Raw genomic sequence first — 25314 nt, 5'->3', positions numbered from 1 at the left:
AAAATAATCACTATCAAAACTTATTGAAATTCAATAGTATTGATAGTGATTGTTTTTATTTAAGCCGTTTGTTTAAGCTCTTTAGTTTCTTTCTTTGACATAAAAGATTTAAACATAATGAATGATGTATATAATACTACGGCTACTACTAGCCATTTCAAAACATTAAGTGGCAAAGTTTTAACAAGATAAGCAGCGATTAAAACGCCTATAGGACCACAAATATTAATAGCAGTAGAAGTTTTAGTAGAGTGAGCTTCTGCCTTTATAAACTTAAAAGATGCAAATGGTAGCAATAAAGCTCCAGATCCCATCATTATAGGGAAAGCAACCTTAGGGTCTAGTCCAAGTGCAAATACCAATGCCATACATGGTGCATAAAGTCCTATTCCTAAAGTATTAAGACCGCCAAAGATAAAGTTTCCTATCATACCTATTATAAGTTTACCTCCTGTAAGCCCAATAGCATTACCACCAACTGGGAAAAGGTTTAATAGACCTGCAACCATTAAAAATGCTATAGCGATTAAAGCGATACCCATTGATGCTTGTACAGCTTTTTCGTTAAGTTTTGATATAATTCCGGCACCAACTAAAGCACCAGCAATAGCTGCAAGAATCATGCATATAAGTGTAACTGGTTCAACTTCTACAACTGTCAAGAAGATAAGTGCCTCCACAATAGTAGGAATTGTAGCTCCTACATTAAGAGTGCCAGGAATTTTTTTATCATCTACAAGCTTTAAGTTTTTAAATAGAGATGTTTCAATAGCGAAACTACCTATACCTAAAGTGTCGAAGAAGTTTGCAATCATCCCAACGATTCCTGAAATGAAAAAGTTTCCATCTTCAAGAGTTCCTTCTTTAGATTTTTTTAAATAGTCTTTTGTAAGTGATACTGCAAAAATAATACCGATAATTAATGTGATTCCTAATAAAATTTTTAGCATACATATTCATCCTCTCAAGCATTTTGTTATTTTGTTAACAACGTTATTTTATAGGAGATATTAAACCTTTACAACAATTATTGGAATTTAAAATGTATAATCAAGTTGATATTAGGAAAAATTATACATCATTCAGAAAAATGAATAAAAAGATTCTTATTATAATTTGATAACATCATTTGCTGAAGTATATGAAATACAAATATTTATGCAGTACATATATTTGATTTACTTATAACTGTTGTTTTAATCTCTTAATGTAACTACAATTTAAAAATGTAAGTAATTTATATATAGGTTTTTGAATTGCTATTTTTACATAGTATAGAACATCCAAAGTCCTTAATTTTAGTTATTCGATAACTTAATATAGGTGAAAACAAAGTGAAATTAGTGGGGGAAAGAAGAATATGAACATAAGAGAAGATATATTAACACCTAGAGAAAGAGCAAAGGCACTCTCCGAAGGCAAACCTGTAGATAGAATAGTGTGCTTACCAATGGTAGCAAGTAGTGCAGCTTATTTAATCGGAAAAACAATAAAAGAATTTCAGCTAAATCCAGAAGTAATGGCAGAGTCACAAATTGCTGCATACAAAAGGTTTAAGTATGATTCTGTTGGTCTTTGTACAAACTGTTCAGTACTTGCAGAGGCAATGGGGGCTAAGCTTGAGTATCCAGAGGATGATGTAGCTAGCTGTGATGATCCACTAGTTAAATCAAGAGAAGATTTAAATAAAGTTAAAATAGTAGACGCTGAAAATGATGGAAATCTATGGGTTTTCTATAAAGCTTTCGAAATAGTGAATAGAGAGATAGGACATGAGGTTCCTATATCAATTTCCGTATCAGGTCCGCTTACTACTGCGGCAACCCTAAGAGGGGTTGAAGCTTTTGCAAGAGATATGTATGCAGACCCTGAGTTATGCCATATTTTACTCAGAATGGCAACAGATAGTGCTAAAAATCATATAAAAACTATAATTGCACTGGGAGCTGAGGTAGGAGCGATTGCAGACCCTGTAGCTTCTGGTAGTTTAATTAGTGCAAAAATGTTCGAGAAATTTGCTTTTCCATATATAAAAGAATTAGTCGATTTTATACATGGATTTGATAGAACAGCGGCACTTCATATATGCGGCAAAACAGAAAAATTACTTGAATTAATGGTTCAAACAGGTGCCAATACATTAAGCATAGATAAAGTGGATTTAAAATTAGTTAAAGATATAGTGGACGGAAGAGCTGCTATAGTCGGAAATGTTGATACTACAGAAGAGATGTTATACGGACCTGTGGAAAAGATTCATGATACATGTAAAAGGTACATTGATTTAATGAAAGATTATAAAGGAGGATATATACTAGCTACAAGTTGTGATGTATCGAATAAAACTCCATTTGAATATGTAGATGCTATGATGGATGTAGCAAGAAGCTACGGAGCTTATGAGTATAGATAAGCCAAGTCGGAGCTAGATTTATACGTCGGGATATATTAGCAATTCTCAAGCACTATAAATACTTTTAACTCGTCTAAAGCTCAGATATAAGGAAAAGCCAAGAACTTCGATAAACTCGCTAACGCTCAGACATATCGAAGTTCTAAGCTTTTCCTTATATCTGAGCTAAGACTCGTAAAAAAGTATTTAAATGTGCTTCGTAATTACCAATATACCCCTATGTATAAGTTAAGAATGAAGATAGTTTATCTACATAGGGTTCCAATCTTAAAACTTAGTTATCGCAATAGTCTGAGAGAATCTGTATAATGAATTTTTAATTTTTAATCTTACATAGAAAACCAAGTTAACTTTCGGTGTGGGGACTTCATTGGTTTAACTAAAACTATTCCTTGCTACAAACACTGTAAAAATAAAAGATAAGAAAAAACCCAACCCTACTATTACTAAATTCTTGAAAATAAATAGAGATGAAGGCATTAAATTGTTTAGTATAGCTAGTATAAAATATAGAAGAATACTCAAAAGAATATATATTATTATTTCATAAAAAGTAATATTCAAATTAAACTGTTTCCTAATTTCGTACATATTTAAAATAAGCAAAGTAAGAGAAGTTATAATTAGGGTTATTCCATATCCATAAATATTTATCCAAGAGATTCCCGTAAGTATATATAAAAGAATAAGTTCCAATATAGAAGCAATAACAGAGTTTCTTAAAATAACACTTTGCTTGCCAAGTCCGTTTAGTATACCAAAGGTAGTAGCGGAAATAAAAGTAATAGGAGCTGCTAAAGAAGCAAATCTAATATAAGAACCCAAGTCATCTCTTTTATAGAATAATTGGCCTAAAGAATCCGGAATAATGATGCAAATTATCATTGTAGTAATTCCAAGTAAAAAAGCTATTTTAATAACTTGAAGTATTCTATTCTCTACTTCCCAGTAATTCTTTTTACTTACTTTTTCCGAAAGGTCAGGTATAAGTACTGTGGAAATTGAGCTAACTATAATCATTGGAAAAAAAATTATACTCAAGGACATACCTTTAAACTTTCCTATCATGGATAAAGCCATACTGTATTCAATTCCTGAGCTTACTAATCTTCTTGGTATCATTAAAGCTGATACAGTTGATAAGGCAGTAGATAGAAATCCATTTAAACAAAGAGGAAAAGATATAATCAAAATATTAAATAGAAGTTGAAACTTGTCCTCAGGAACGGAGAACACAAATCTATAACTTCTTTGCTTTATCTTGAAGTAAATATAAAGTAGAATAAAACTTGATAATTCACCTATAGCTAAGGTTATATAGGCTGCAGTTACAGTGCCTTCAACACCTTTTATAGAGAATAGAGTTATAATTCCTATAATAAACACTGTTCTAAGAAGTTTTTCTGATATGTCTATAAAAGCAGGAATTTTAATGTTTGAGGTACCGTAAAAATAACCTTTTAAAATTGAAGAAAGTGCAATAAAAACCATTGCAGGGCACATAACTTGTATAGCATGTACAGTTCTTGGATCTTTTATTACGTAACTACTTACAAAAGAAGCGTTAACAAAAAGAAAGCATACTATTATTAGTGACCATACAGAATCGAATAATAGGGAAATATCTATAGACCTATTAAGATTTCTGAAATCATCTTTTGCAAAATAAACGGCAGCTACTGTTGAAATAGCTGTAACCATTCCACCAGAAATAAGACATATAAATAAGTCATATATTGGCATAACTAGACCATAAAGGCCCATACCTTCAGCACCCAATTCTCTGGATAGAATTACAGAAAATATAAATCCAAAAACACCAGTGATTAAATTAGAACTAATTAACATAATTGTATTCTTTAAAAACCTATCTCTTCTCATATAAAAACTCCTATGTATTAGATTTTTGTTCACATGTTGATTAAAAACAGTTAAGTTATTTATCTTTGTACCAAGGTTACATTGCCTAATTTATTACTCCGCAAATGGAAGCTATATTGACACAATATAACTAAGTTGATTTTGCTAATATTAATAACTATGTACAAACCTTTTATTATATTCTTTATATCTTAATAGATTTATTTACATTATTAGTATATATATTTAAATCAGTATTATGGCTATATAGTATCATTATTAAGTTTTAGTAGGAACCTTAACCTAACTTAAAGTCTAGTTTTGAATTCATAGTAAACTTAAGATTTTGAAGCTGAATATCTATAAGTTAAAAATATTCATAGTATATTTTTAAATAACTTAGAGAAAACTTATTCTGAAAATGTAATTATTGGAGGGGTAAGCACATGAGTGAAACAATATTAGAAAAAACCGAAGGACGTATTAGTTATCATGATTCGGTAGAGGAAATGGTGAAGAGAATTAGGGAAGACGGTATGTCAAACGTATTTGACAGATGGGTACTACAAGAAAAAATTAGATGTAAATTCTGTCTTCAAGGAATGAGCTGTCAACTATGTTCTCAAGGTCCTTGCAGAATTAGTGAAAAAACTGGTCAAGATAAGGGCGTATGTGGAATAGGGCCAGATGCAATGGCAATGAGAAACTTCTTGCTTAAAAACATTATGGGAGCAGGTACATATAGCCACCATGCTTATGAAGCATTTAGAACATTAAAGGCAACTGGAGAAGGAAAAACTCCATTTAAAATCAAAGATGAAAATAAACTTAGATGGATGTGTGAAAAACTAGGTATAAACACAAATCAAGATGTAAATCAGATGGCTATTCAACTAGCAGATTTACTAGAGGCACAAATGAAAATTGATTCAGAAGATAAAAACCTTATGGTTGAAGCATTCGCACCAAAGAAGAGAAAGCAAGTCTGGAAAGATCTAAATATATACCCAGCAGGTGCTATGCATGAGGAACAAAACTGTGTAGCAAGCTGTTTAACAAATGTCGATGGAAATTATGTATCCTTAGCAGCAAAAGCATTAAAATTAGGCTTAGCTACTATATATAATGCACAAATTGGACTTGAAATGACTCAAGATATTTTATTTGGAACACCAATGCCTCATGAAGTAAATGTGGATTTAGGTATTATGGATCCAGATTATGTCAATATAGTATTTAACGGTCATCAGCCTTGGGCAGGAGCTGCAATGATAGAAAAAGCAAGAATGGCTGAAATTCAAGAAAAAGCAAAGGCTGCGGGAGCAAAAGGACTTCGTGTTGTTGGATCAATAGAAACTGGTCAAGAATTACTTCAAAGATTTGATGTTGATGATGTCTTTGTAGGATTAATGGGTAATTGGTTAGCTATAGAACCATTACTTGCTACTGGTACAGTAGATGTTATGGCTATGGAGGAAAACTGTTCTCCACCAGCTATAGATCATTATGCCGAGAAATATCAGGTAACTTTAGTTGCAATAAGTACTATTATAGACATACCAGGACTTCAACATAAAATTCCATATCATCCTGATAAAGTAGATGAAATGGTAGATGCGCTTATAAACTTTGGAATAGAAAACTTTAAGAAACGTAAAGATAGAAAAATTGAGCCTATGGTTCCAAAAATAACACAAAAAGCAATTGCTGGATTTTCTACAGAAGCAGTACTTGGAGCACTAGGAAATAAGTTAGATCCATTAGTGGATGTAATTGCTGCAGGGAAAATTAAAGGGGTAGTAGCACTAGCTAACTGCTCTACTTTAAGAAATGGTCCACAGGATTGGAATACAGTTAACCTTACAAAACAACTAATAAAGAAAAATATATTGGTAGTAAGCGGAGGTTGCGGAAATCACGCACTTGAGGTAGCTGGATTATGCAGTTTAGAAGCAGCAGATATGGCAGGAGACGGATTAAAAGAGGTTTGTAAGCTATTAAAAATCCCTCCAGTATTAAGTTTCGGAACCTGTACAGATACAGGTAGAATATCTATGCTAGTTACTGCACTTGCAGATCACTTAGATGTAGATGTTCCACAGTTACCAATAGCTGTAACTGCACCAGAATGGATGGAACAAAAAGCTACTATAGATGGAGTATTTGCTGTAGCTTATGGAGCATACACACACCTATCTCCAACTCCTTTTATGACTGGAGCTCCAAATCTTGTTAAACTTCTTACTGAAGATGTTGAAGGCTTAACAGGAGGAAAAGTAGCTCTAGGTGATGACCCTGTTGAGGTTGCTAATAATATAGAAGCTCATATAAATGAAAAGAGAAAAGGATTAGGTTTGAGTTAGTTGTTGTCACAAGTTTGAGATATGATATTAGGTTTTCATAATTAAAAATAAGGAACTATTAATATTGATAAAAAATATTGATAGTTCTCTTTTTATATATCAAAGGAATAAAATGACCATGGTAGTAAACTGTTCAATATTATGGAATTATTTTTATAAAATGGGTATTGATATATGTATATGCAAACCTTATAATAAACAAGTATGTATAGTTAGAATAAATATTCTAACTATAAAATTCAATCTGAATTATATGTGGGATTTATGGAGAAAAACAGGTCTTAAAGTCGATTACGATGTCAACCTAGTTTTTAAATTGCAAGAATTAATTCGTTTTTTAATACATTTCCTGTTTGTTTAAGGGGGATATTATGGGGAAAAGAAAATTATTTAAAAGTAGGATAAGTACAAAGATTGTTATTGCTATTGTCACTTGCTCTACTATAACAGCATTACTGGTGGGAAGTATAAATATTATTAACAGCAGTAGATTAGTAATAAATGAAGCAAAAGAGAAGTTAACGGTAACAGCTGAAAGTAAGGCATATCAATTTGATAAAACTATCCTTCAAGCTGAAAGTTCTGTGGAAGGGCTAGCTACGACTATAAATTCTAATATTGAATTGGAAAAAGTGAAGAATGACTCGGACTATATAAAAAGTTATGAAGGGAATTTAAAAGGAATTGTTAAAAAATTTGCAGAAAATGCTAAGGGTGTTATGGGCGCATACTTTTACTTTAATCCGCAGTTAACCGGTCAAGTAAATGGTGCATGGTATTCTAAGGGGAAAAATGGCGGGGAGTTTGAAGCGCAACTTTTAGGCAATATAGAGGATTTTAAACCTGAAAATAAAAATATGAAATGGTATTATGAACCAATAAAGGCTCATAAAGCGGTGTGGTTAAAACCTTATGTAGATGATGTGCTTAAGGTTACTGTGATATCTTATGCAGTTCCGATGTATAAAGGAGATACATTAGTTGGTGTAGTGGGAATGGATATAGACTTTAATTACTTCAAAAAAGTAGTTAGCGAGACAAAAATATATGATACAGGCTATGCGGCATTGTTTGATGATAGTTTTGACGTATTAGTACACCCTACATTAAGGCAAGAAGAGAATTTAATAAAGGTGGATGGAGGAAATTTAAAGTTTTTGACCGATGAAATGACAAAAAATAATTCTGGAATAATAAGCTATAAGTATAAGAGCACAAATAACATTATGGCATACTCTCATCTGTCTAATGGGGATATACTGATGATCAATGTTCCACAAAAAGAAGTGCTTGCTAAAACACGATATTTAGTTTTGTTATCATTAGCAGTATTAATCGGGGGAATAGCTTTTTCTATAATAATTGCTTTATTTATTGGGAGACGAATATCAAATCCAATAGTAAAAATAACTAAACTTGTAGATAAAACTGCAAAGCTTGAACTAGCAGATGATAGTAAATATGATGTATTATTAAAATATGAAGATGAAATAGGACAAATGGTAAGATCTGTAGGAGATATGAGAACGTTATTAAGAGGAATGGTTGAAGAATTAGCAAAAAGCTCAGATCAAACACTAAAATATGCAGATAACTTAGCCATAAGTACTACTGAAAACTCAAAATCGATAAATGAAATTTCAGCCACTGTTGAAGAATTAGCAAATGGTTCAATAAAACAAGCTGATTCAGCACAACAAGGTTTACAAAAATTAATTATGCTTACTGATGAGATAGAGAAGGTTGTAGAGAGTTCTGGTTCTGTAAAAGGTTTTGTCAATGAGACTAATAAGGTAACTGTACAGAGTCTGGATTCAGTTCAAAATCTTCAGCAACAGTTTAAAAATAACACTAACATTACAAAGGAAGTTTCAGATAACATTAATATTCTTACAGATAAATCTGATTTGATTAGCACTATAGTTAATACAATAAAGCAGATTTCAGCTCAAACAAATTTACTTGCTTTAAATGCCGCAATTGAGGCTGCAAGGGCGGGAGAGCAGGGCAAAGGATTTACTATAGTAGCTAAAGAAATTAGAAAACTTTCAGAGCAGACAGCAATGTCTACAAAAGAAATTGAAGTAATAGTCAATGAAATACAGCAAGATATAAATAAAGCTAAAGAAAAAATAGATAATGCCAATATAATTGTAAAAGAGTCAGATTTAGCTTTAGTAAATACTAGCAATTCTTTTAAAATAATAGGTGAAGCTATGGAAAATACTTTTATTGAAATTGATGGTTTAATTGAGAGTATTGATATAATAAATCATAATAAAAAAGCAGTTGTCGAATCTATTGAGGAAATATCAGCAATTACCCAGCAGTCAGTTGCAACAACTGAGGAGGTATCATCAATTATAGAAGACCAAGCTGCAACAGTAGAAGGCATATCGGAAACTGCTTATGACTTGAAAAATATCGCAGATAAGCTTGAAAATATAATAAATAAATTTAGAATCTAAAATAGCTTTAAGAGATTTTTAATATTCCTGACCTAGTAAATCTAGACAGGAATATTTTTTTTGATTGAACTATATTTATAGAAAACTGAAAGTAATAAATTAAAAGATATCAAAAATGAAATATAAAGATTTTTTCGCTGATGCAACTAATTGTAAACGTTTAATGGTTTTTTTGTAATTTAAAATAGTAATATTTAATAAAATGGCTTAATATCATATATTAAAATACCAAAACAAGAGCTTTTTATAAAAAAGTTTAATGTTATAAGAAACTTATAAATAAATAATAATGTTTTAAGAAGGAAAAATATATTGACAAATGAAATGAAAGGATTTATTATCGTCACATACCTAATTTTACCTAATCTTTGTGTAAAGTAAAATTGGTAAAATGAAATTAGACAGATTAAAGATAATTTGTTTGGTTATGTTTGATGGTGTAAAACTAATCGATAAAACAAATTTAAATATTACTAAAAAAATTTAAAATAGGTATTGACAGTATAAAAAAAAGAGTGTAAATTAATAACAATACTTGAATTTAATTGCAATAACTTGAATAAATATCACATTGAGAGAATAATATAATGTATAAATATATAAAAACTATGATAGGGAAGAGTAAATAGTGAAAGGTCTTAAAGAGAGTGAGGAGTGGTGAAATCTCACAGACTAGAAACTATTGAAAATCACCCTGAAGTTGCAGGCTGAATTATATAGTAAGCTGTGCCGGTAAAAGCCGTTATCTTAATTGAGTACAATATTTGGGTGGTACCGCGAACAAACTTCTCGCCCCAGCAGGCAGGAGTTTGTTTTTTTATAATCTTTTTTAGAAAAATTTAAGTATGTAGCTATATCTAAGCTTAGAAAAGCAAAAGTTTATTGTGATTTTTAAAGCTATGTTAACTCAAAAATAAAAGGGGCTGTTTAAGATGAAAAATAAATATGCTAATAGAATGAATCTTGGGGGAGCAAAGGAAAGTGATAAAATTATAAGGCTTATTATGAAACTCACAGAAATGCCAGAAGTAATATCCTTTGCAGGGGGATTGCCAGATGGTGAACTCTTTCCAATTGAAGAAATGAAGCAGGTAACTAAAGAAGTTTTAGAGAGAGATGGAATGAAGGCTCTACAATATAGCTCGACACAAGGTATAAAAGAACTAAGAGAAATTATCGCTAGTCAAATTATGAAAGAAGCAGGAGTCGATACTATAGCGGATAACCTAGTAATAACTTGTGGCTCCCAACAGGCTTTAGAGTTTTCAGGTAGGTTATTTTTGGATGAAGGAGATGTAGTTATATGTGAAAGTCCAAGTTATTTAGGGGCAATAACAGCTTTCCAACCATATGGCCCCAAATTTGTTGAGGTTGCGATGGATGAGCATGGAATGGTTATGGAGGATTTAGAAGAAGCACTTAAAAATAACCCTAATACTAAGTTTATTTATACAGTACCAGATTTTCAAAATCCAACTGGAATAACACTAATAGTAGATAGAAGAAAGAAAATGGTTGAACTTGCTGAAAAATACGATGTAGTAATACTAGAGGATAATCCATACGGAAATCTATTATTTGAAGGTGAGAGACTTCCAGCAATAAAAAGCTTTGACAAAAACGAACGTGTTATCTATCATGGGACTTTCTCTAAAATATTTTGTCCAGGATTAAGAATTGGTTGGGTTTGTGCTGATAAGGAAACCATAGAAAAATATATTGAAGTTAAACAGTCTGTTGATCTTCAAACAAATACAATGTCACAGAAAGAAACTGCACTATATATGCAAAAGTTTGATATAAAAGAAAATGTAAATAAAATTAAGATAGTATATAAAAGAAGAAGGGATCTAATGCTAGAAACCTTAAAAAAAGAGTTTCCAGAAAACTGCTCTTTTACGAGTCCAGCGGGAGGATTGTTTATATGGGTAACACTCCCAGAAGAGCAAGATGCAGCTAAAGTTTTAGAAAAAGCGATGGAATATAGAGTTGGATTTGTACCAGGAATAGCCTTTTATCCCAATGGTGGATATAGAAATAATTTTAGACTTAACTTTTCAAGTATGAAAGATGAACAGATTGTAGAAGGTGTAAAAAGACTTGGTCAGGTTTTAAAAAGTTTATAAAGGTAAATTACGTTTTGATTCTTCTAGAATAAAATACACATAAACTTTTAAATTATTGAAAAGTGCAGAAGATGAAGCTTGTTCTATCTGAAATAACTTAGAATATCACCAATGCTTAGCTTAAGTTATAGAATAAGAATATTAGTAACGGCTAGTTATAAGTCTTGATGTAAAAAAATGTATTATTTTCAAATATAATGAAGGAGATGATTTTATGCCTTTTTTAAATAGTATAAAAGTTGGAGTATGTGAGAGCTGTGGTAAAGTGAGAGAAAAGAGTTATAACTCATGTGAGGATACAGTTTATTGTCCAGAATGCAGTAAGGAATACAACGTTGCTTGTTCAAATTGTGAATCTGTTTATGACAAAAGACATGACAATCATATAGAGATGGTTGATGGAGAGTATATTTGTAATGATTGTTGCAAATAGTAATCATATTTATTCCTACAATGAGTCATAATTATACTATCGATTTAGAAGAATCAAAACTAAAAATATAAAACTTTATTAGTTGACAATTGATAGTGAACTTTGATTAGTTGACAATTGACAATTAAGGAGGAAAAATTTCCTTAACTGTTAATTGTCCATTGTCAACTAATTTAGAGTAATAAACTAAGTGTAAAGTTCTAATATATCAAAAATCACAAAAATACAATAACATAACAAAAAAACGGGGGGGAATTAAAAATGGAAAAATTAAGAGTTTACTATGATAATCATGGAGATTTAAAGTTATTACGGGGAAAAAAGGTTGCGGTACTAGGTTTTGGAAGCCAGGGACATGCTCATGCCTTAAACTTAAGAGAGAGTGGAGTAGAGGTAGTCGTCGGTCTCTATAAGGGAAGTAAGTCATGGAATGCTGCAGAGGAAGCAGAATTTCAAGTAATGGAAGCAGGAGAGGCAGTGAAGGCTGCTGATTTTGTAATGGTTCTTGTTCCAGATGAAAAGCAAAGTAAGTTATACGAGGAAAGCATAGAGCCAAATTTAACAGATGGAAAAGTGTTGATGTTTGCTCATGGTTTTAACATCCATTTCAATCAAATAGTTCCTAAAGAAAATGTAGATGTTATAATGGTAGCTCCAAAGGGACCGGGGCATATAGTTAGAAGAGAATATGCAGAAGGAAAAGGCGTACCATGTTTATGTGCTGTACATCAGGATTATAGTGGAAAAGCTATAGACTATGCTTTAGCATACTCAAAAGGAATAGGTGGAACTAGAGCAGGAGTACTTAAGACTACCTTTAAAGATGAAACTGAAACAGACCTATTTGGTGAGCAAGTCGTACTTTGTGGAGGAATATCAGAACTTATTAAAGCAGGTTTTGAAACTTTAGTGGATGCTGGTTACGCACCGGAAAATGCATATTTTGAGTGCTTACATGAGATGAAACTTATAGTAGATCTTATGGTTCAAGGCGGACTTAGTTACATGAGATATTCCATAAGTGATACTGCAGAATATGGTGATTATAGCGTAGGGAAAAGAATTATAACTGAAGATACAAGGAAAGAAATGAAGAAGGTTCTATGTGAAATACAGGATGGTACCTTTGCTAGAAATTGGATATTAGAGAATAGTACTAATAGACCGTACTTTAACTCAAAAAGAAGAAATGAAAGAAACCATAAAATAGAAACGGTAGGAAAAGAGTTAAGAGCTATGATGCCTTGGATTGATAGTAAATAATAAAAAAATTTTAAAATATCTTATCAAAAATTTTCAATTCCTAAAGTACAATTCATTGATTTACATTAAGATTGTTTTCACCCTTCATAAAATTAATCACAAAGTTTCATAACAATGATTATAAACGAAGTGCAATATATGTTTTGTTTCTATATTAAGTGTTAAGGATTAATTTCATTAATGGTGTACTACAATATTAGTGTATTATCTATATAAGAGATTAGGGGGTATCATTATGAAATTAAAAGGTGCACAGGTATTATTACAATGTTTAAAAGAACAGGACATAGATACAATATTTGGATATCCAGGAGGAGCAGTATTGCCCATTTATGATGCCCTTTATAGTATGAAGGAAATAACTCATATATTAACGGCGCATGAACAGGGAGCTACTCATGCAGCTGATGGTTATGCAAGATCTACTGGTAAAGTTGGAGTTGTAATAGCAACTTCTGGACCAGGTGCTACAAATACGGTTACAGGTATTGCAACAGCATATAGAGACTCTGTTCCACTAATAGTTATTACGGGACAGGTTTCTCGAGGTCTACTAAAAAAAGATTCTTTTCAAGAAGTGGACTTTGTAGAGATAACTAAATCTATAACCAAAAACAATTGTATAGTAACTGATCCAAAGCGTCTTGCTGATATAGTAAGAGAGGCTTTTATAATTACAAAATCAGGAAGACCAGGACCAGTAGTGATAGACATACCGAAAGATATACAAGAAGCGATAGTTGACTTCGATTATATAAATATTGAAGAAACTGCAGCGGATGAAGAAAATGATTGCGCAACATGGGATGAAAAAAGTTTAGATGAGGCTATAGAGCTCATAAATAGAAGTAATAAACCTGTAATTTATGCTGGAGGTGGAGTGACAACTTCTGGAGGACATCAAGAATTAAAGGATTTTGCAGAAAAAATAAATTCGCCGGTTACTTGTTCACTTATGGGAATGGGAGTTTTTCCAGGAAACCATAAATATTATATGGGAATGGTTGGAATGCACGGAACGCGTTGCTCCAATAATGCGGTAAATAAGAGTGATTTACTTATTGCAGTTGGAGCTCGTTTTAGTGATCGTGTTACTAGCAATATTAAATCCTTTGCACCTAATGCTAAATTAATTCATATTGATATAGACCCTAAAGAGTTTGGGAAAAATGTAGATGTTACCGTGTCAGTAGCTGGAGATGCAAAAAAAGTTCTTGCAGCTTTAGTTAGCAAAGTGGATAAAAAAGATAATAGATTGTGGATGCAGCAGATTGAAAGTTGGAAAAGTAACGACACTTCAACTAAGTTTAAGAAATATTCTTTAAATCCTAAGGATATTATAGAAAAACTACAAGAATTGACTAAGGGTGATTGTATTATTACTACAGAAGTAGGTCAAAATCAAATCTGGACAGCACAATATTTCAAATTTTCAAAGCCGCGATCACTTATAACTTCTGGTGGATTAGGGACTATGGGGTTTGGACTTGGAGCTGCCATGGGGGCATCACTTGGAAATCCAAATAAGAAGGTTATAAATATAGCAGGTGATGGAAGTTTTAAAATGAATTCTACAGAACTAGCAACAGTAGCACGATATAAGATACCTATTGTACAACTGATTCTCAATAACCATACCCTCGGAATGGTTCATCAATGGCAGGATTTATTTTACCAAGGTAGATTTTCACATACAAAACTAGGGCAGGATGTAGATTTTATCAAGTTAGGAATGGCTTATGGCATCCAAACAATAAAGATAAGTAATAAAGAGGAGATAGAGTCAGCTTTAAAAGCTGCATTAGCTTTAAATGAACCTGTCATTGTAGAATGTGATATTAATAGTGATGAAAAGGTATTTCCCATAGTGCCGCCTGGAGCCTCTATAACTGAGAGTATAGGATAAACAGATTTTTAGGTATCGTACAGAGTTTTAACTCTAGCGTACCCTACGAAAGTAGAAGTTTTAGATCGGGTGTTTATCAGATAAAAGTATTAAAAGGCCAGCACGCTCGCTGACCTCTTAGTACTAGTTAATTAATACTTGTTGGTTTTGTAAAAGTTTAATTGTAATATTTAATACTACTTTTTCAGTTATACTATGGAATGTTCGATCAATAGGTGAATTACAGCAGCTGTCAGCTGGTTTTTGTAGAATATCAGATTCAAGAATTTCTGTATCCACTAATTCACAGAAAACTTTTTCGTTAAAGAATTCAATAAATCTAGAATTTTGTTCACATGGGTTAATTCCCATTATGCTCTCGCCACAAGGATCGCAGAAGTTTATAGAATTTTGAACTATCTCTACTTCATTTTGAGGGGTGTTATTAGTAAAAATAGGTCTAGTTGTAAATTTAACTCTAGTTGTGCATCTAAAAGGTACTTTAACAGTAGTATGCTTTATTTTACCACTTACAACACCTTCCCCCTTACATTCAGCAGTTGCATATTCAATATTTTTTCTAATAAATCCTTCAATAAAGATTACTCCATAGTCTGGATTGCCATCACCGGAGTTTGGAATGAGCTTACATTGAGTTAGGTAAACATTTTTTCTAATACGTTTAATTTCTAGTGCTGGATCTTCAAGCTTGAGAGAAGATATAAGAGAAATATTTATTCTTGGTTCAGCAAGTACCACTGGTGTCTTTATTACAACTCTTTGTGCTGTACCTTTTACAGGTAATTCAGTGTTTGGACAAAGTGATAGTGTTTCTGAATCAACCTCTGCTTCACAACACTCAACTGTTATATCTTCGCAGGATTGATCTTCACAGGAGTAATCTTCATCTGTCCAATCGTTACAATCATTAGAGGTAGTGCAATCTTTGTCACAGTCATCATATTCATAATGTTCTTCACAACTATGATGTTCATGGTGACATTCATGCTTGTTCTCAGTACAATCTTCTTCTACTCGTTTTTCAAAAGTTTCTTCAAGGAACTCTTCTACTTCAATAACTTCATGTTTTGAAGAATTTTCTTCATTATCTTTTTTACCATGACGTTCTGAATATTTTCCTTTTTTATCCTTATGGCTATAAGTGGTGGTAAATTCTTTTTCTTTTCTATGCTTTCTATGCTTTTTATGCTTTTTGCTCTTTTCTTCAGAGTATTCTTCGGATTTTTTATCACTGTACTCTTCTTCATAGAACTCCTTAGAATATTTATCTGATTTTTCTTCAGAGTATTTTCCAGATTTGTTATCACTATACTCCTCTTCATAGAACTTCTTAGAATACTTATCAGATTTTTCGTCTGAATGCCTTTCGGATTTTTTATCACTATACTTATCAGAATAGTGCTTTTCTATAATTTTATTGAATAGATCCTTTATACGTTCATCTTTAATTATATTTCCAATCTCATCTTTTGTATGTTTTCTCTTGCTTTGCCTTGTAGAATAACGCTTTTTACTCATAGTTCTATCCTCCTTCAATAAATAGATAATTATTTTAACTTTATAAGTGAATTTATTTTGTAAATGCAGTTAAAGGGCCTTGAGGATTTATAATATCCTTTATAATATAATAAGGAATTTTAAAGTGAGGAAAATAATAGTAAGAGGCATATGGGGAGTTTCTGTTTAAGTTATAATAAATCACTAAATAATCACTAGTTATATAAAAATCTCTGTACTTATTCATGTTTCCAAATTCCTCAATTATTGGAACACTATTATCCCGTATACTCTCTAAAACAATGTTATTAATTATAGTCTCATAATCACTCCTCTCAGCAAATAAATCTTTGAAGTCATATACTGAACCAGTGACGATATCAATGGTTAAAGACTTTTGTGTAGTAAAGGATGTATCATCTTCATCTTTATATGAACAAAATTCAATTGTTAAACTCAATAGATTATTTTTGTTATAGGTTATTTCATAATCTCCATAAATGAAGTCTGTATTTTTCAGATATAAACTTTCAACTTTTATAAATTGCAGTACCAATTCCAATATAGATTTATTTATTTTTTCTGCAATTTTTTCATCTTCAAATTCTAGCTTAGGATAAGTAATATCTGTATGTTCCTCATCTATTCTTTCTTTTTTAATTTTAATTGTACTTGTATGTTCCAATTGGTATGCCTCCTAAAAGCAGACCCAAAACTTCTTTTAACAAGCTTTGGGCCTGATATTTCAAATCAGATAGCTTTTGTTAAAATTTGTAATATCGAATTTTGATTGAATTAGATTATGATCTTTGATTTCTGCAACTATCCCTATCAGAGTTGTCGGATCTATTGCATTTGTCAGACCTGTCTGATCTATCAGATCTGTCACATCTATTAGTCTTATCAGTTGTTCTATTACAATCTCTGTGATCATGGTCACATTTAACAAAATTTCCTAATGCAGTTATTCCAACTTGTTGTTTTTGTAATACCTTTATAGTTAAAGTTAAAAGCATCTTTTCAGTAATTTTGCGGAATGTTTGTTCAGTAGGATTATCAGCGAATGTTCTTGGATTTACGTGAATGTCACATTCATTAAAGGTTGCACTTATTAATTCGCAGAATACTGGTTCATTAAAGAATTCAGTACTAGTAAAGCATTGTTGACAAGGATCTTGTCCTAGTATTGGCTCTCTGCAAGGATCGCAGCTTCTAAGTTTATCTTCATATATTCCTATTTCTGTTGCTGGAATATTTGGAGTAAAGATAGGTCCTCTTAATACTGGTTTTTGCAAGAATGTAACTGTAGTTGTGCATCTAAAAGGAACTTCAACTGTAGTGTGTCTTATTCTTCCACTTACAACTCCAGTGCTTTCACACTCTCTAGTAGCATACTCAATATTTTTTCTAACGAAACCTTCAATAAAAAGCGTTCCACTAGTAGGTAAGTCTCCACATGGACCCATAGTTGGTGGGATAAGATGACACTGGGTTACATAAACATTTTTCTTTATTCTTTTAATTTCAAAAGCTCTTTTTTCTAGTCTTATAGTAGCCATAATAGGAATTGTAACTCTAGCCTCACCTAATACTACAGGAATTTTTCCTATGAAAGCACCTGGAGCAATAATTGTAGGAACTACAGGAACATTTCCACAGCAGGATTCTGTTTGAGATTTTATAACTCTTGCTTCGCAATCTCCTAAAGTGTCTTCAGGGTAGCAATTATTGGTTGTTGTAGTATTGCTAATTCTATCAGAAATATCTCCAATATAATTGTCGCTGCACTTAAGGTCTCTAGACATATTAGTATCCTCCTTTTAATCCGTTTGTGAATATGAAGTAGTTTTGAATATTTCATATCCTAGTTTATAATATGCTCTTTTGTAGAATATGCCACTGCTGATAAAATATTTTCAATCAAAATTAAATTATTTTACACTCACACTGTTGACTTTTATTTGTAAATTTGGCATGATAATTCTCTGCATTTATATAATTTATTATAGTAATAGGAAATTTGTGATATAATTTGGTAAGGCATCTGAAAAGAAATTATTTCTTTGAAAGTCCCTAAAGTAAATCAAAATGAGGTGAACCAAATGAATATTGTAATCATGGGCCCAAAAGGTAAAATGGGAAAACTAATTGTAAAATTATCTGTGGAACTTGAACAACTTAAAATTGTTGGTGCAGTTGCGCCAAAAGGAAGAGATTATATTGGGAAAGATGTCGGAGTAGTAGCAGGTATAGGTGTGGAAACTGGGGCTATGGTTGTGGACTCTCTAGATGATATTATAGACAATTGTGATGTTCTAATAGACTATACCACACCTGATTGCTCAATGAAGGCTATGGAAACTGCTCTTAGCAAAAAGAAGGCTGTAGTATGCGGTACTACAGGGTTTTCTGAAGAACAATATAATAGAATTTTAGAAATTTCAAGGCATATTCCAGTAGTATTTGCTGCCAATACATCTATGGTGGTAAATTTGATGTATAAGCTTTTAAGAATCGCTACTGAGGCTATAGGTAATATGTCAGATATAGAGATAATTGAAATGCATGATAGACATAAAAAAGATGCCCCAAGTGGTACTTCTAAGGAAATGGGTACGGTAATAGCAGAAGCATTAGGAGAAAAACTTAAGGATGTTGCTGTATATGGTAGAGAAGGAGAGGGAATAAGAAAAGAGGGATCTATAGGATATCATTCATTGAGAGCTGGAGATATATCTAGCAGTCATACTGTCATGTTTGGGCTAATGGGTGAACGACTTGAAATTACTCACCATGCACATAATTGGGAATGCTTTGCTAATGGAGCTTGTAAGGCAGCGTTGTTTTTAGAGGGTAAAGGTCCAGGATTTTATACTGTAAAGGATGTTCTAGGATTATAGATGAACCAACACAAAGCTAGACTTACACTCCGGGATATATTAGCAATTCTTCTGCACTATAAATACTTTTTAATTCGTCTAAAGCTTGGCTACAATGAAAAGCCAAGAACTTCGCGCAGCTGCTAGCATCCAATAAATATTCTTGTTACATTTACTTAGTTTAGAGGATGCTAGCCTGCACTTGAATTGCTTAGCAATTCGGCGTAAACTCGCTGTTGCTCAGACATATGGAGGTTCTAAGCTTTTCCTTGTAACCTCGCTAAGACTCACAAAAAAGTATTTAAATGTGCTTAAGAATCACTAATATATCCCTCTGTATAAGTCGAACTTCTAATCGGCTTATCTATACAGATAACTAAGTTTCAACTTAGACTTACTCACCGGTATATATACCTTTGTATAAGTCTAGTTTGAGGTTTCGGTATCTATTATATTTAGTGTTATAATATATAGCATATCAATAATGGAAGGAAATTAATAATATGAGTAAAAAAATTGTTGTTGAAATATATGGAGTAAATGATAAGGTTCTAGAAAGCGGTTGTGGCTGCAGTAAAAAGAAGGAGGGGTGTTCTAGCGATTGCGGAAACAAGAAAAAATCTTGTGGAGGATGTGGAAGTAATTTAGGTAATGGACATTCAAGTTGTGGTTCTAAGAATAAAAAAACAGTATGGCAAGCTTATTGTGATTTAGAAAGGTTTATTAGTTTAAGTGATATTAAAGATAACACAGAACTCCAATTTATAGATTTAGATAATAATGCTCTGGAGGAAGAGAAGTTTACTAAGGTAAAAGAAATAATAGACAGAGGATTCGAACCTCCTATTACGGTAGTTGACGGTATTATAAGATACTATGGTGGTATTTCCGATAGCTACATTTATAAGGATATTAAGGAACTTTTAGAGGACTAAAATATAGAGACTCTAAGTGGAAAGTAACTTATACTACGGGATATGTTGCCAAATTTTAAATAGTTTTAAGTTTTGGCAGCATATCCCTACATATAAGTTGATTTTCATGGTAGAAATCGTATGAAAAATAACTATAAGAAGACATTAATTTTAGAATTTCTTATGAAAGGACCAATCTATCACTTATAAAATCTTTGGAATTCCCATGCTTAAATAAATCTAAAAGCTTTGGTATAGTCAAGGCTTTTTTCTCTTCTCCCCGAATATCAAGGATGACCTTTCCGTGGTGCAGCATTATTAACCTGTTACCAGTACTTATAGCGTGATTTAAATTATGAGTTACCATTAATGTAGTTATATTCTGTCTAGATACTGTTTTTACCGTTAGATCTATTATGTTTTCGGAAGTCTTTGGATCCAACGCTGCAGTATGTTCATCTAGTAAGAGGAGCTTAGGATTTGATATTGTAGATATAATTAGGGAAAGTGCTTGCCTCTGACCTCCAGATAACAATCCTACCTTAGTATTTAAGTTGTTTTCAATACCTATAGAGAGTTCTGATATAGATTCTTTAAAAAAGCTTAAGTCTTTTTTTCTGATACCAGAGGTTAAACCAAATCTATTTCCTTTATTATATGCCATTGACAAATTCTCCAGGATTGTCATAGATGGGGAGGTGCCTAAAGATGGACTTTGGAATACCCTACCAATAAACTTAGTCCTTCTAAATTCAGGTAACCTAGCAATCTCAGTTTCTTCTAAAGTTATTGAACCTTCATCTAAAGGAAGGGAACCGGATATTAAATTTAATAGTGTAGATTTCCCTGCACCATTGCTTCCTATTATAGTAACAAAATCACCCTTATCTATATTAAGAGAAAAATCCTTAAAAGCAGCATTTTCATTTACAGTATTTTTATTAAAAACTTTTTGCAGATTCTTTATTTGTAGCAATTCCCACACCTCCTGTATTAAAACTTTCTTTTCTTCTAAATTTTAGATTAATTTTTTTACCGTTTAACGATAATGCGGCTATAACTATTAAACAAGTAATAAGCTTTAAATCAGTAGGAGGGAAGCCTAGGTTTAATGCAAGACCAACGCTAGCTTTGTATACTATTGATCCTAGTATAGCTGCAGTAGTTCCAACAATAATAGAAGTTTTTTTGAATAGGCATTCACCTAGAATAACAGAGGCAAGACCCATTACTATTATTCCAGTGCCCATACCTGCATCAGAGAACCTTTGGTATTGGGCCATAATAGAGCCAGCTAATGCCACAAAAGCGTTTGAAAGCATTAATCCAGTAATTTTAATTTTTCCTGTATCTACACCTAGTGAGGTTACCATTTGAGGGTTATCTCCTGTAGCTTTCAGTATGAATCCCAGTTTAGTCTTTAAGAATAGGTCTAAACTTATTTTTACTAAAAGTACAAATAGAGCAGCTACAAATACTGGGGAAACTTTGCTTGAAAAAATAGTATTTTGTGAGAATAGTGGCACATTAGACTTTCCCATTATTCTTAGATTTATAGAATAAAGACCTATCATAACCAATATACCAGAAAGTAAATTTGTTATTTTAAGTTTTACATGAAGTATACCAGTAAATCCACCTGCTAGCAGACCAGCTATGAAAGATAAAACCAATGAGCAAATGGGATTAAAGCCTTTTAATAATGTAGTGGCAGTTACTGCTGCGCCTAAAGCAAAGGTTCCATCTACGGATAAATCGGGGAAGTCTAGTATTTTATAGGTTATATAAACTCCAATAGCCATTATAGCAAATATAAACCCCTGTTCAAGGGTACTTATAATGAAGCCTTCCATTATTTATCACCACCTGTAACTAATTTTGCCTTTGATTTAATGGTCTCAGGTATAGTGATATTTAATTTTTTTGCAGTAGTTTCATTAATAAACACATTTGTTTGCTTTGATATTTGAACAGGAATATCTGCAGGTTTTTTACCATTTAATATATCTGCAGCCATAATTCCAGTTTCAAAGCCAGCTTTATAGTAATCAATACCTTCTGTAGCAAGAGCACCAGCGGATACATGACCATCTTCAGAACCGATAATTGGCACTTTTTTCTCCATACATTTTGAGCTTACTAAAGCCATTGATGATGCTATAAGGTTGTCAGTTGGAACGTATAAAGCGTCAATTTTAGGAATTAAAGTGGTTAATGCTTGTGAAATGTCGTTTGAACTAGTAATGCCCACAGTTATCAATTCTAAATTCATTTTTGATGCTTGTTCTTTTGCTCTTTTTACGTTAACGTCAGAATTTGCTTCATTTGTGTTGTATAATATACCTACTTTTTTAACGTTAGGTATTAGCTCATTCATTAACGTAAATTGCCTATCAATAGGTGTTGCATCGCTTGTACCGGTAACATTAGTTCCTGGTTTATCTAGAGATTTTACTAATCCCGCCTTAACAGGATCAGTTATAGCGGTAATTAAGATAGGTATATCCTTAGTGCTATTGTAAGCTGCTTGAGCAGCAGGGGTCGCAATAGCAAGTACTAAATCCTTTTTACCTGAAACAAAATTGCTAGCAATAGTTTGAGTAGTTGGGATGTCTCCTTGAGCATTTTGATAATCAACTTTAATTTTTTCACCATCTTTAAAGCCTTTAGAACTTAACCCATCTAAAAATCCTGCGCGAGATGCATCAAGAGCTGGGTGTTCCACAAGTTGACTTATCCCTATGTTTATGACTTTTTTGGAGCTGTTATTACTACTAGCTCCTGTGGATGCACATCCACTAAAAATAGATGCACTTAAAAATAAAGTGCTAAAAAGAATTGAGAATAATTTTTTTGCTACCATACTACCATCCTCCTAAATATTTAATTATAATTGAAACTAGATTAGATGCATCATACTCCATCTAAATCATAGTTATCAAACAAAATAAAAGCCCCTTTAAGATATAAAGGTAGCTTTAATAAACAATATCCTAATTCCACCAATTCTACCATGCTACACTTTTATGAAGTATTATATTTTAATATTTAAAAATTATGTTAAATTAATAAATATATACTATTTATTAGTCCTTACTAAAAATTCAAGGCTTACTATTGAAAATAATCATAAATCATAATAATATTAAAGTCAATATACTTACTATTTTTGGTAAAATTTTTTATATTGAAGGTTATTATTCTTACCGAAATAATTAGGAGATTATATTATTCAATTAATAGATATCGGGTATAGAGCGATGAGCAAGCCCTATTACAACTTCATTTAAATGAAGTAAACCAATACTTAAAAAAATACATACACTGATATGCTCGCCAGACCTTGCTATACCTACTTTTCCACCTACATTCAACCCATTGGCTTTAGCCATTATTTGGGCAAGGGCTTCTTTAGTGGCACCAGCTACAGCACCGTCGTGAACATGACAATCTTTTATGAGCCCACCTCTCTTTGAAGCAACAAGAGCTCTTTCTATAATTTTGGTAGTAGAATATGTAAAATCACCACCTATATCCACTGCTGTGGCAAGTATTTCTTTTTCCTTGAAGGCAGCAATAAGTTTTTCTTCACTATTTCTTGTAGATATTGCCATTTTAACTGATGCTTTGGCGATATCTGTGCTTTTATGTTCCATTTTTTTCCTCCTTAAATATTTATATCCTTTATTTTATGGCTATAATATTGATTGACATAAACAGAGTCCTTGGCATCAGATGGAGTTTTAACTCTACCTGATGCCTATTAACAGAGCTCTTAATGTCTTTAACACTTAGAAATCGTTATGCAGGGACGTAGCCGCTTTTTCCATCAACTATTCACAGAGTGCGCGAGGGCATCAGAGTGGGGAGTCATCGGATAAATATTATGTTGTAGGCTTTTGAAATTACAACTTAGTTTAGTTTAATAAAACTATAACATAATATAATGATATAGTAAATTATGTAAAGCTTATATTTTACTTTAATGTTCGGTAGACATGTTTACTGTGATTTTGTATAATTGATATATGTTAAAGTTTGTCTTTTTTTATCTTATTTTGATTAGAATACGAAACTTAAATTAACTAAGGAATAGTTTCGTCATAATCTAGTATAAGAGTTGATAAGGCTTTAATGTTGACTGATAAGAGGGGAAATTTGCTGGAGTGAAAATTACAATTGTTTGAAAAAGCGAATAATTTGAATAGAGTTAGGTTCATAACGGGAAAAAATTTCGGAACTATACTTATTATTTATTATACTTGGGGGTAATTAAATTTGAAGAAAGCATTTGTTGTTGATTTTGATGGTACTATAACAATAGAAGATGTAGGATTTTCTATAATAAAAGGGTTTGCAGGAGATGGTTGGGAGGAAATAGGTAAGCTTTGGCTAAGTAAGAAAATAGGCACTTCTGAATGCGGTCAGAAGCAATGGGATTTAATTAAGCAAGATGAGGAATTTATAAAAAATTTTGCAAGAGGATTTCAGATAAACCCAGGATTTAAAGAATTAGTCGACGTAATAGATGAAAATTCTTATAAAATAGTAATAGCTTCTGATGGGTATGACATATATATAAACGAAATATTAAATAAAAATGGGTTTAGCAACTTAAAAGTTTTATGCAATAGTGCAGTATATGATAATGGTTGGAAATTATCATTTCTAAACAAAGATAAAGACTGCAATTTATGTGGGAACTGCAAGAAAAAGATAGTTGAAGATTTAAAAAGTGAGGATTATGAGGTCTATTATATTGGTGACGGTTATTCTGATAGATGTGCATGTATACATGCTGATGTTATATTTGCAAAATCGTTTTTAAAGCAATATTGTGAAGAACAAAAAATACCTCATCATAGTTTTGATACTTTTTATGATGTTTTAAAGCATATTTAGTTGATGATATACTAATTTAGATTATAAGCCTGCATATTTTGTAGGCTTATTTTATTTATTCGGTAGTTTAGAATAAGTTATTTACAAAAAGAATTGGTTATTATTTAGAGATTATAGTCAACTAATAATATAATTTAATTTGTGTCCTAAAATTTATAAATAGAGTCAATAATATAAAGAAAATAAGATACTTTTATAAAGTCTAAATATGTTGACAAAATTTGTTTTAAAAAATAGAATATTAATATCGTAGTGAATTACTCTGAATTAATTATAAACTTCTATATAAA

General features: G+C 31.9%; 19 protein-coding genes and 1 other annotated feature. Of the genes, 10 read left to right on the top strand and 9 right to left on the bottom strand.

Annotated features, from left to right (window positions below; translation table 11 throughout):
• Positions 1 to 59: 59 nt before the first annotated feature.
• Positions 60 to 950: a TSUP family transporter gene (locus tag AC0N0V_RS16455; RefSeq protein WP_474459326.1), complete on the bottom strand. Its 891-nt coding sequence runs from the start codon at positions 948 to 950 to the stop codon at positions 60 to 62.
• 410 nt (positions 951 to 1360) lie between these two features.
• Here AC0N0V_RS16455 and AC0N0V_RS16450 point away from each other — a divergent pair, with 410 nt between their 5' ends.
• Positions 1361 to 2413 carry a uroporphyrinogen decarboxylase family protein gene (locus AC0N0V_RS16450; RefSeq protein ID WP_474459324.1) on the top strand — a complete coding sequence of 351 codons (1053 nt, stop codon included), beginning with the start codon at positions 1361 to 1363 and terminating at the stop codon, positions 2411 to 2413.
• A gap of 375 nt (positions 2414 to 2788) precedes the next feature.
• On the opposite strand, the gene spoVB is transcribed toward AC0N0V_RS16450, so the two are convergent.
• Positions 2789 to 4294 (bottom strand): stage V sporulation protein B, encoded by a 1506-nt coding sequence (gene spoVB, locus AC0N0V_RS16445; protein WP_474459322.1) that lies wholly within the window; start codon positions 4292 to 4294, stop codon positions 2789 to 2791.
• 425 nt (positions 4295 to 4719) lie between these two features.
• Here spoVB and cooS point away from each other — a divergent pair, with 425 nt between their 5' ends.
• From cooS to ilvB, 6 genes are all read left to right on the top strand, one after another.
• Complete coding sequence (gene cooS, locus AC0N0V_RS16440) at positions 4720 to 6636, top strand: anaerobic carbon-monoxide dehydrogenase catalytic subunit (RefSeq protein WP_474459320.1); 1917 nt, start codon at positions 4720 to 4722, stop codon at positions 6634 to 6636.
• Positions 6637 to 7007: 371 nt separating this feature from the next.
• On the top strand, positions 7008 to 9104 hold the full coding sequence (locus AC0N0V_RS16435; protein ID WP_474459318.1) for a methyl-accepting chemotaxis protein: 2097 nt from the start codon (positions 7008 to 7010) through the stop codon (positions 9102 to 9104).
• Between the two features lie 599 nt (positions 9105 to 9703).
• Positions 9704 to 9904 (top strand) — a binding site (T-box leader).
• A gap of 132 nt (positions 9905 to 10036) precedes the next feature.
• Complete coding sequence (locus AC0N0V_RS16430; protein WP_474459315.1) at positions 10037 to 11230, top strand: aminotransferase-like domain-containing protein; 1194 nt, start codon at positions 10037 to 10039, stop codon at positions 11228 to 11230.
• A 214-nt stretch (positions 11231 to 11444) separates the two neighbouring features.
• A complete protein-coding gene (locus AC0N0V_RS16425) occupies positions 11445 to 11663 on the top strand; it encodes a hypothetical protein (RefSeq protein ID WP_474459313.1) in 219 nt (72 codons plus the stop codon).
• 261 nt (positions 11664 to 11924) lie between these two features.
• Positions 11925 to 12926, top strand: a complete 1002-nt coding sequence (ilvC, locus tag AC0N0V_RS16420; RefSeq protein WP_474459311.1) for a ketol-acid reductoisomerase — start codon at positions 11925 to 11927, stop codon at positions 12924 to 12926.
• Positions 12927 to 13161: 235 nt separating this feature from the next.
• A complete protein-coding gene (ilvB, locus tag AC0N0V_RS16415; RefSeq protein ID WP_474459309.1) occupies positions 13162 to 14832 on the top strand; it encodes a biosynthetic-type acetolactate synthase large subunit in 1671 nt (556 codons plus the stop codon).
• Between the two features lie 123 nt (positions 14833 to 14955).
• Here ilvB and AC0N0V_RS16410 read toward each other — a convergent pair whose 3' ends face one another.
• From AC0N0V_RS16410 to AC0N0V_RS16400, 3 genes are all read right to left on the bottom strand, one after another.
• Positions 14956 to 16350, bottom strand: coding sequence for a CsxC family protein (locus AC0N0V_RS16410; RefSeq protein WP_474459307.1), 1395 nt, complete (start codon positions 16348 to 16350; stop codon positions 14956 to 14958).
• Positions 16351 to 16402: 52 nt separating this feature from the next.
• Positions 16403 to 17014 carry a DUF3298 and DUF4163 domain-containing protein gene (locus AC0N0V_RS16405; protein WP_474459305.1) on the bottom strand — a complete coding sequence of 204 codons (612 nt, stop codon included), beginning with the start codon at positions 17012 to 17014 and terminating at the stop codon, positions 16403 to 16405.
• A gap of 115 nt (positions 17015 to 17129) precedes the next feature.
• Positions 17130 to 18134: a CsxC family protein gene (locus AC0N0V_RS16400; protein ID WP_474459303.1), complete on the bottom strand. Its 1005-nt coding sequence runs from the start codon at positions 18132 to 18134 to the stop codon at positions 17130 to 17132.
• 297 nt (positions 18135 to 18431) lie between these two features.
• Between AC0N0V_RS16400 and dapB the strand changes: the two genes are divergently transcribed.
• Entirely contained in the window at positions 18432 to 19229 is a 798-nt protein-coding gene (gene dapB, locus AC0N0V_RS16395) for a 4-hydroxy-tetrahydrodipicolinate reductase (protein WP_474459301.1), read from the top strand.
• 482 nt (positions 19230 to 19711) lie between these two features.
• Positions 19712 to 20143, top strand: a complete 432-nt coding sequence (locus AC0N0V_RS16390; protein ID WP_474459299.1) for a hypothetical protein — start codon at positions 19712 to 19714, stop codon at positions 20141 to 20143.
• A 160-nt stretch (positions 20144 to 20303) separates the two neighbouring features.
• Here AC0N0V_RS16390 and AC0N0V_RS16385 read toward each other — a convergent pair whose 3' ends face one another.
• From AC0N0V_RS16385 to AC0N0V_RS16370, 4 genes are all read right to left on the bottom strand, one after another.
• The gene (locus AC0N0V_RS16385) at positions 20304 to 21098 is read right to left on the bottom strand and encodes an ABC transporter ATP-binding protein (protein WP_474459297.1); all 795 of its coding nucleotides are present in this window, start codon (positions 21096 to 21098) and stop codon (positions 20304 to 20306) included.
• Complete coding sequence (locus AC0N0V_RS16380) at positions 21064 to 21975, bottom strand: ABC transporter permease (protein ID WP_474459295.1); 912 nt, start codon at positions 21973 to 21975, stop codon at positions 21064 to 21066. The genes AC0N0V_RS16385 and AC0N0V_RS16380 overlap by 35 nt, the downstream gene beginning before the upstream one ends.
• Positions 21975 to 22985 carry an ABC transporter substrate-binding protein gene (locus AC0N0V_RS16375; RefSeq protein WP_474459293.1) on the bottom strand — a complete coding sequence of 337 codons (1011 nt, stop codon included), beginning with the start codon at positions 22983 to 22985 and terminating at the stop codon, positions 21975 to 21977. The genes AC0N0V_RS16380 and AC0N0V_RS16375 overlap by 1 nt, the downstream gene beginning before the upstream one ends.
• 373 nt (positions 22986 to 23358) lie before the next feature.
• On the bottom strand, positions 23359 to 23778 hold the full coding sequence (locus tag AC0N0V_RS16370; protein WP_474459291.1) for a HutP family protein: 420 nt from the start codon (positions 23776 to 23778) through the stop codon (positions 23359 to 23361).
• A 622-nt stretch (positions 23779 to 24400) separates the two neighbouring features.
• On the opposite strand from AC0N0V_RS16370, the gene AC0N0V_RS16365 reads away from it, so the two are divergent.
• Positions 24401 to 25024, top strand: a complete 624-nt coding sequence (locus AC0N0V_RS16365; RefSeq protein ID WP_474459289.1) for an MtnX-like HAD-IB family phosphatase — start codon at positions 24401 to 24403, stop codon at positions 25022 to 25024.
• The last annotated feature ends 290 nt before the right edge of the window (positions 25025 to 25314 follow it).

It is taken from the genome of Clostridium sp. CS1-1, assembly GCF_056135525.1.
This window is presented reverse-complemented; position numbering and strand designations above follow the sequence as displayed.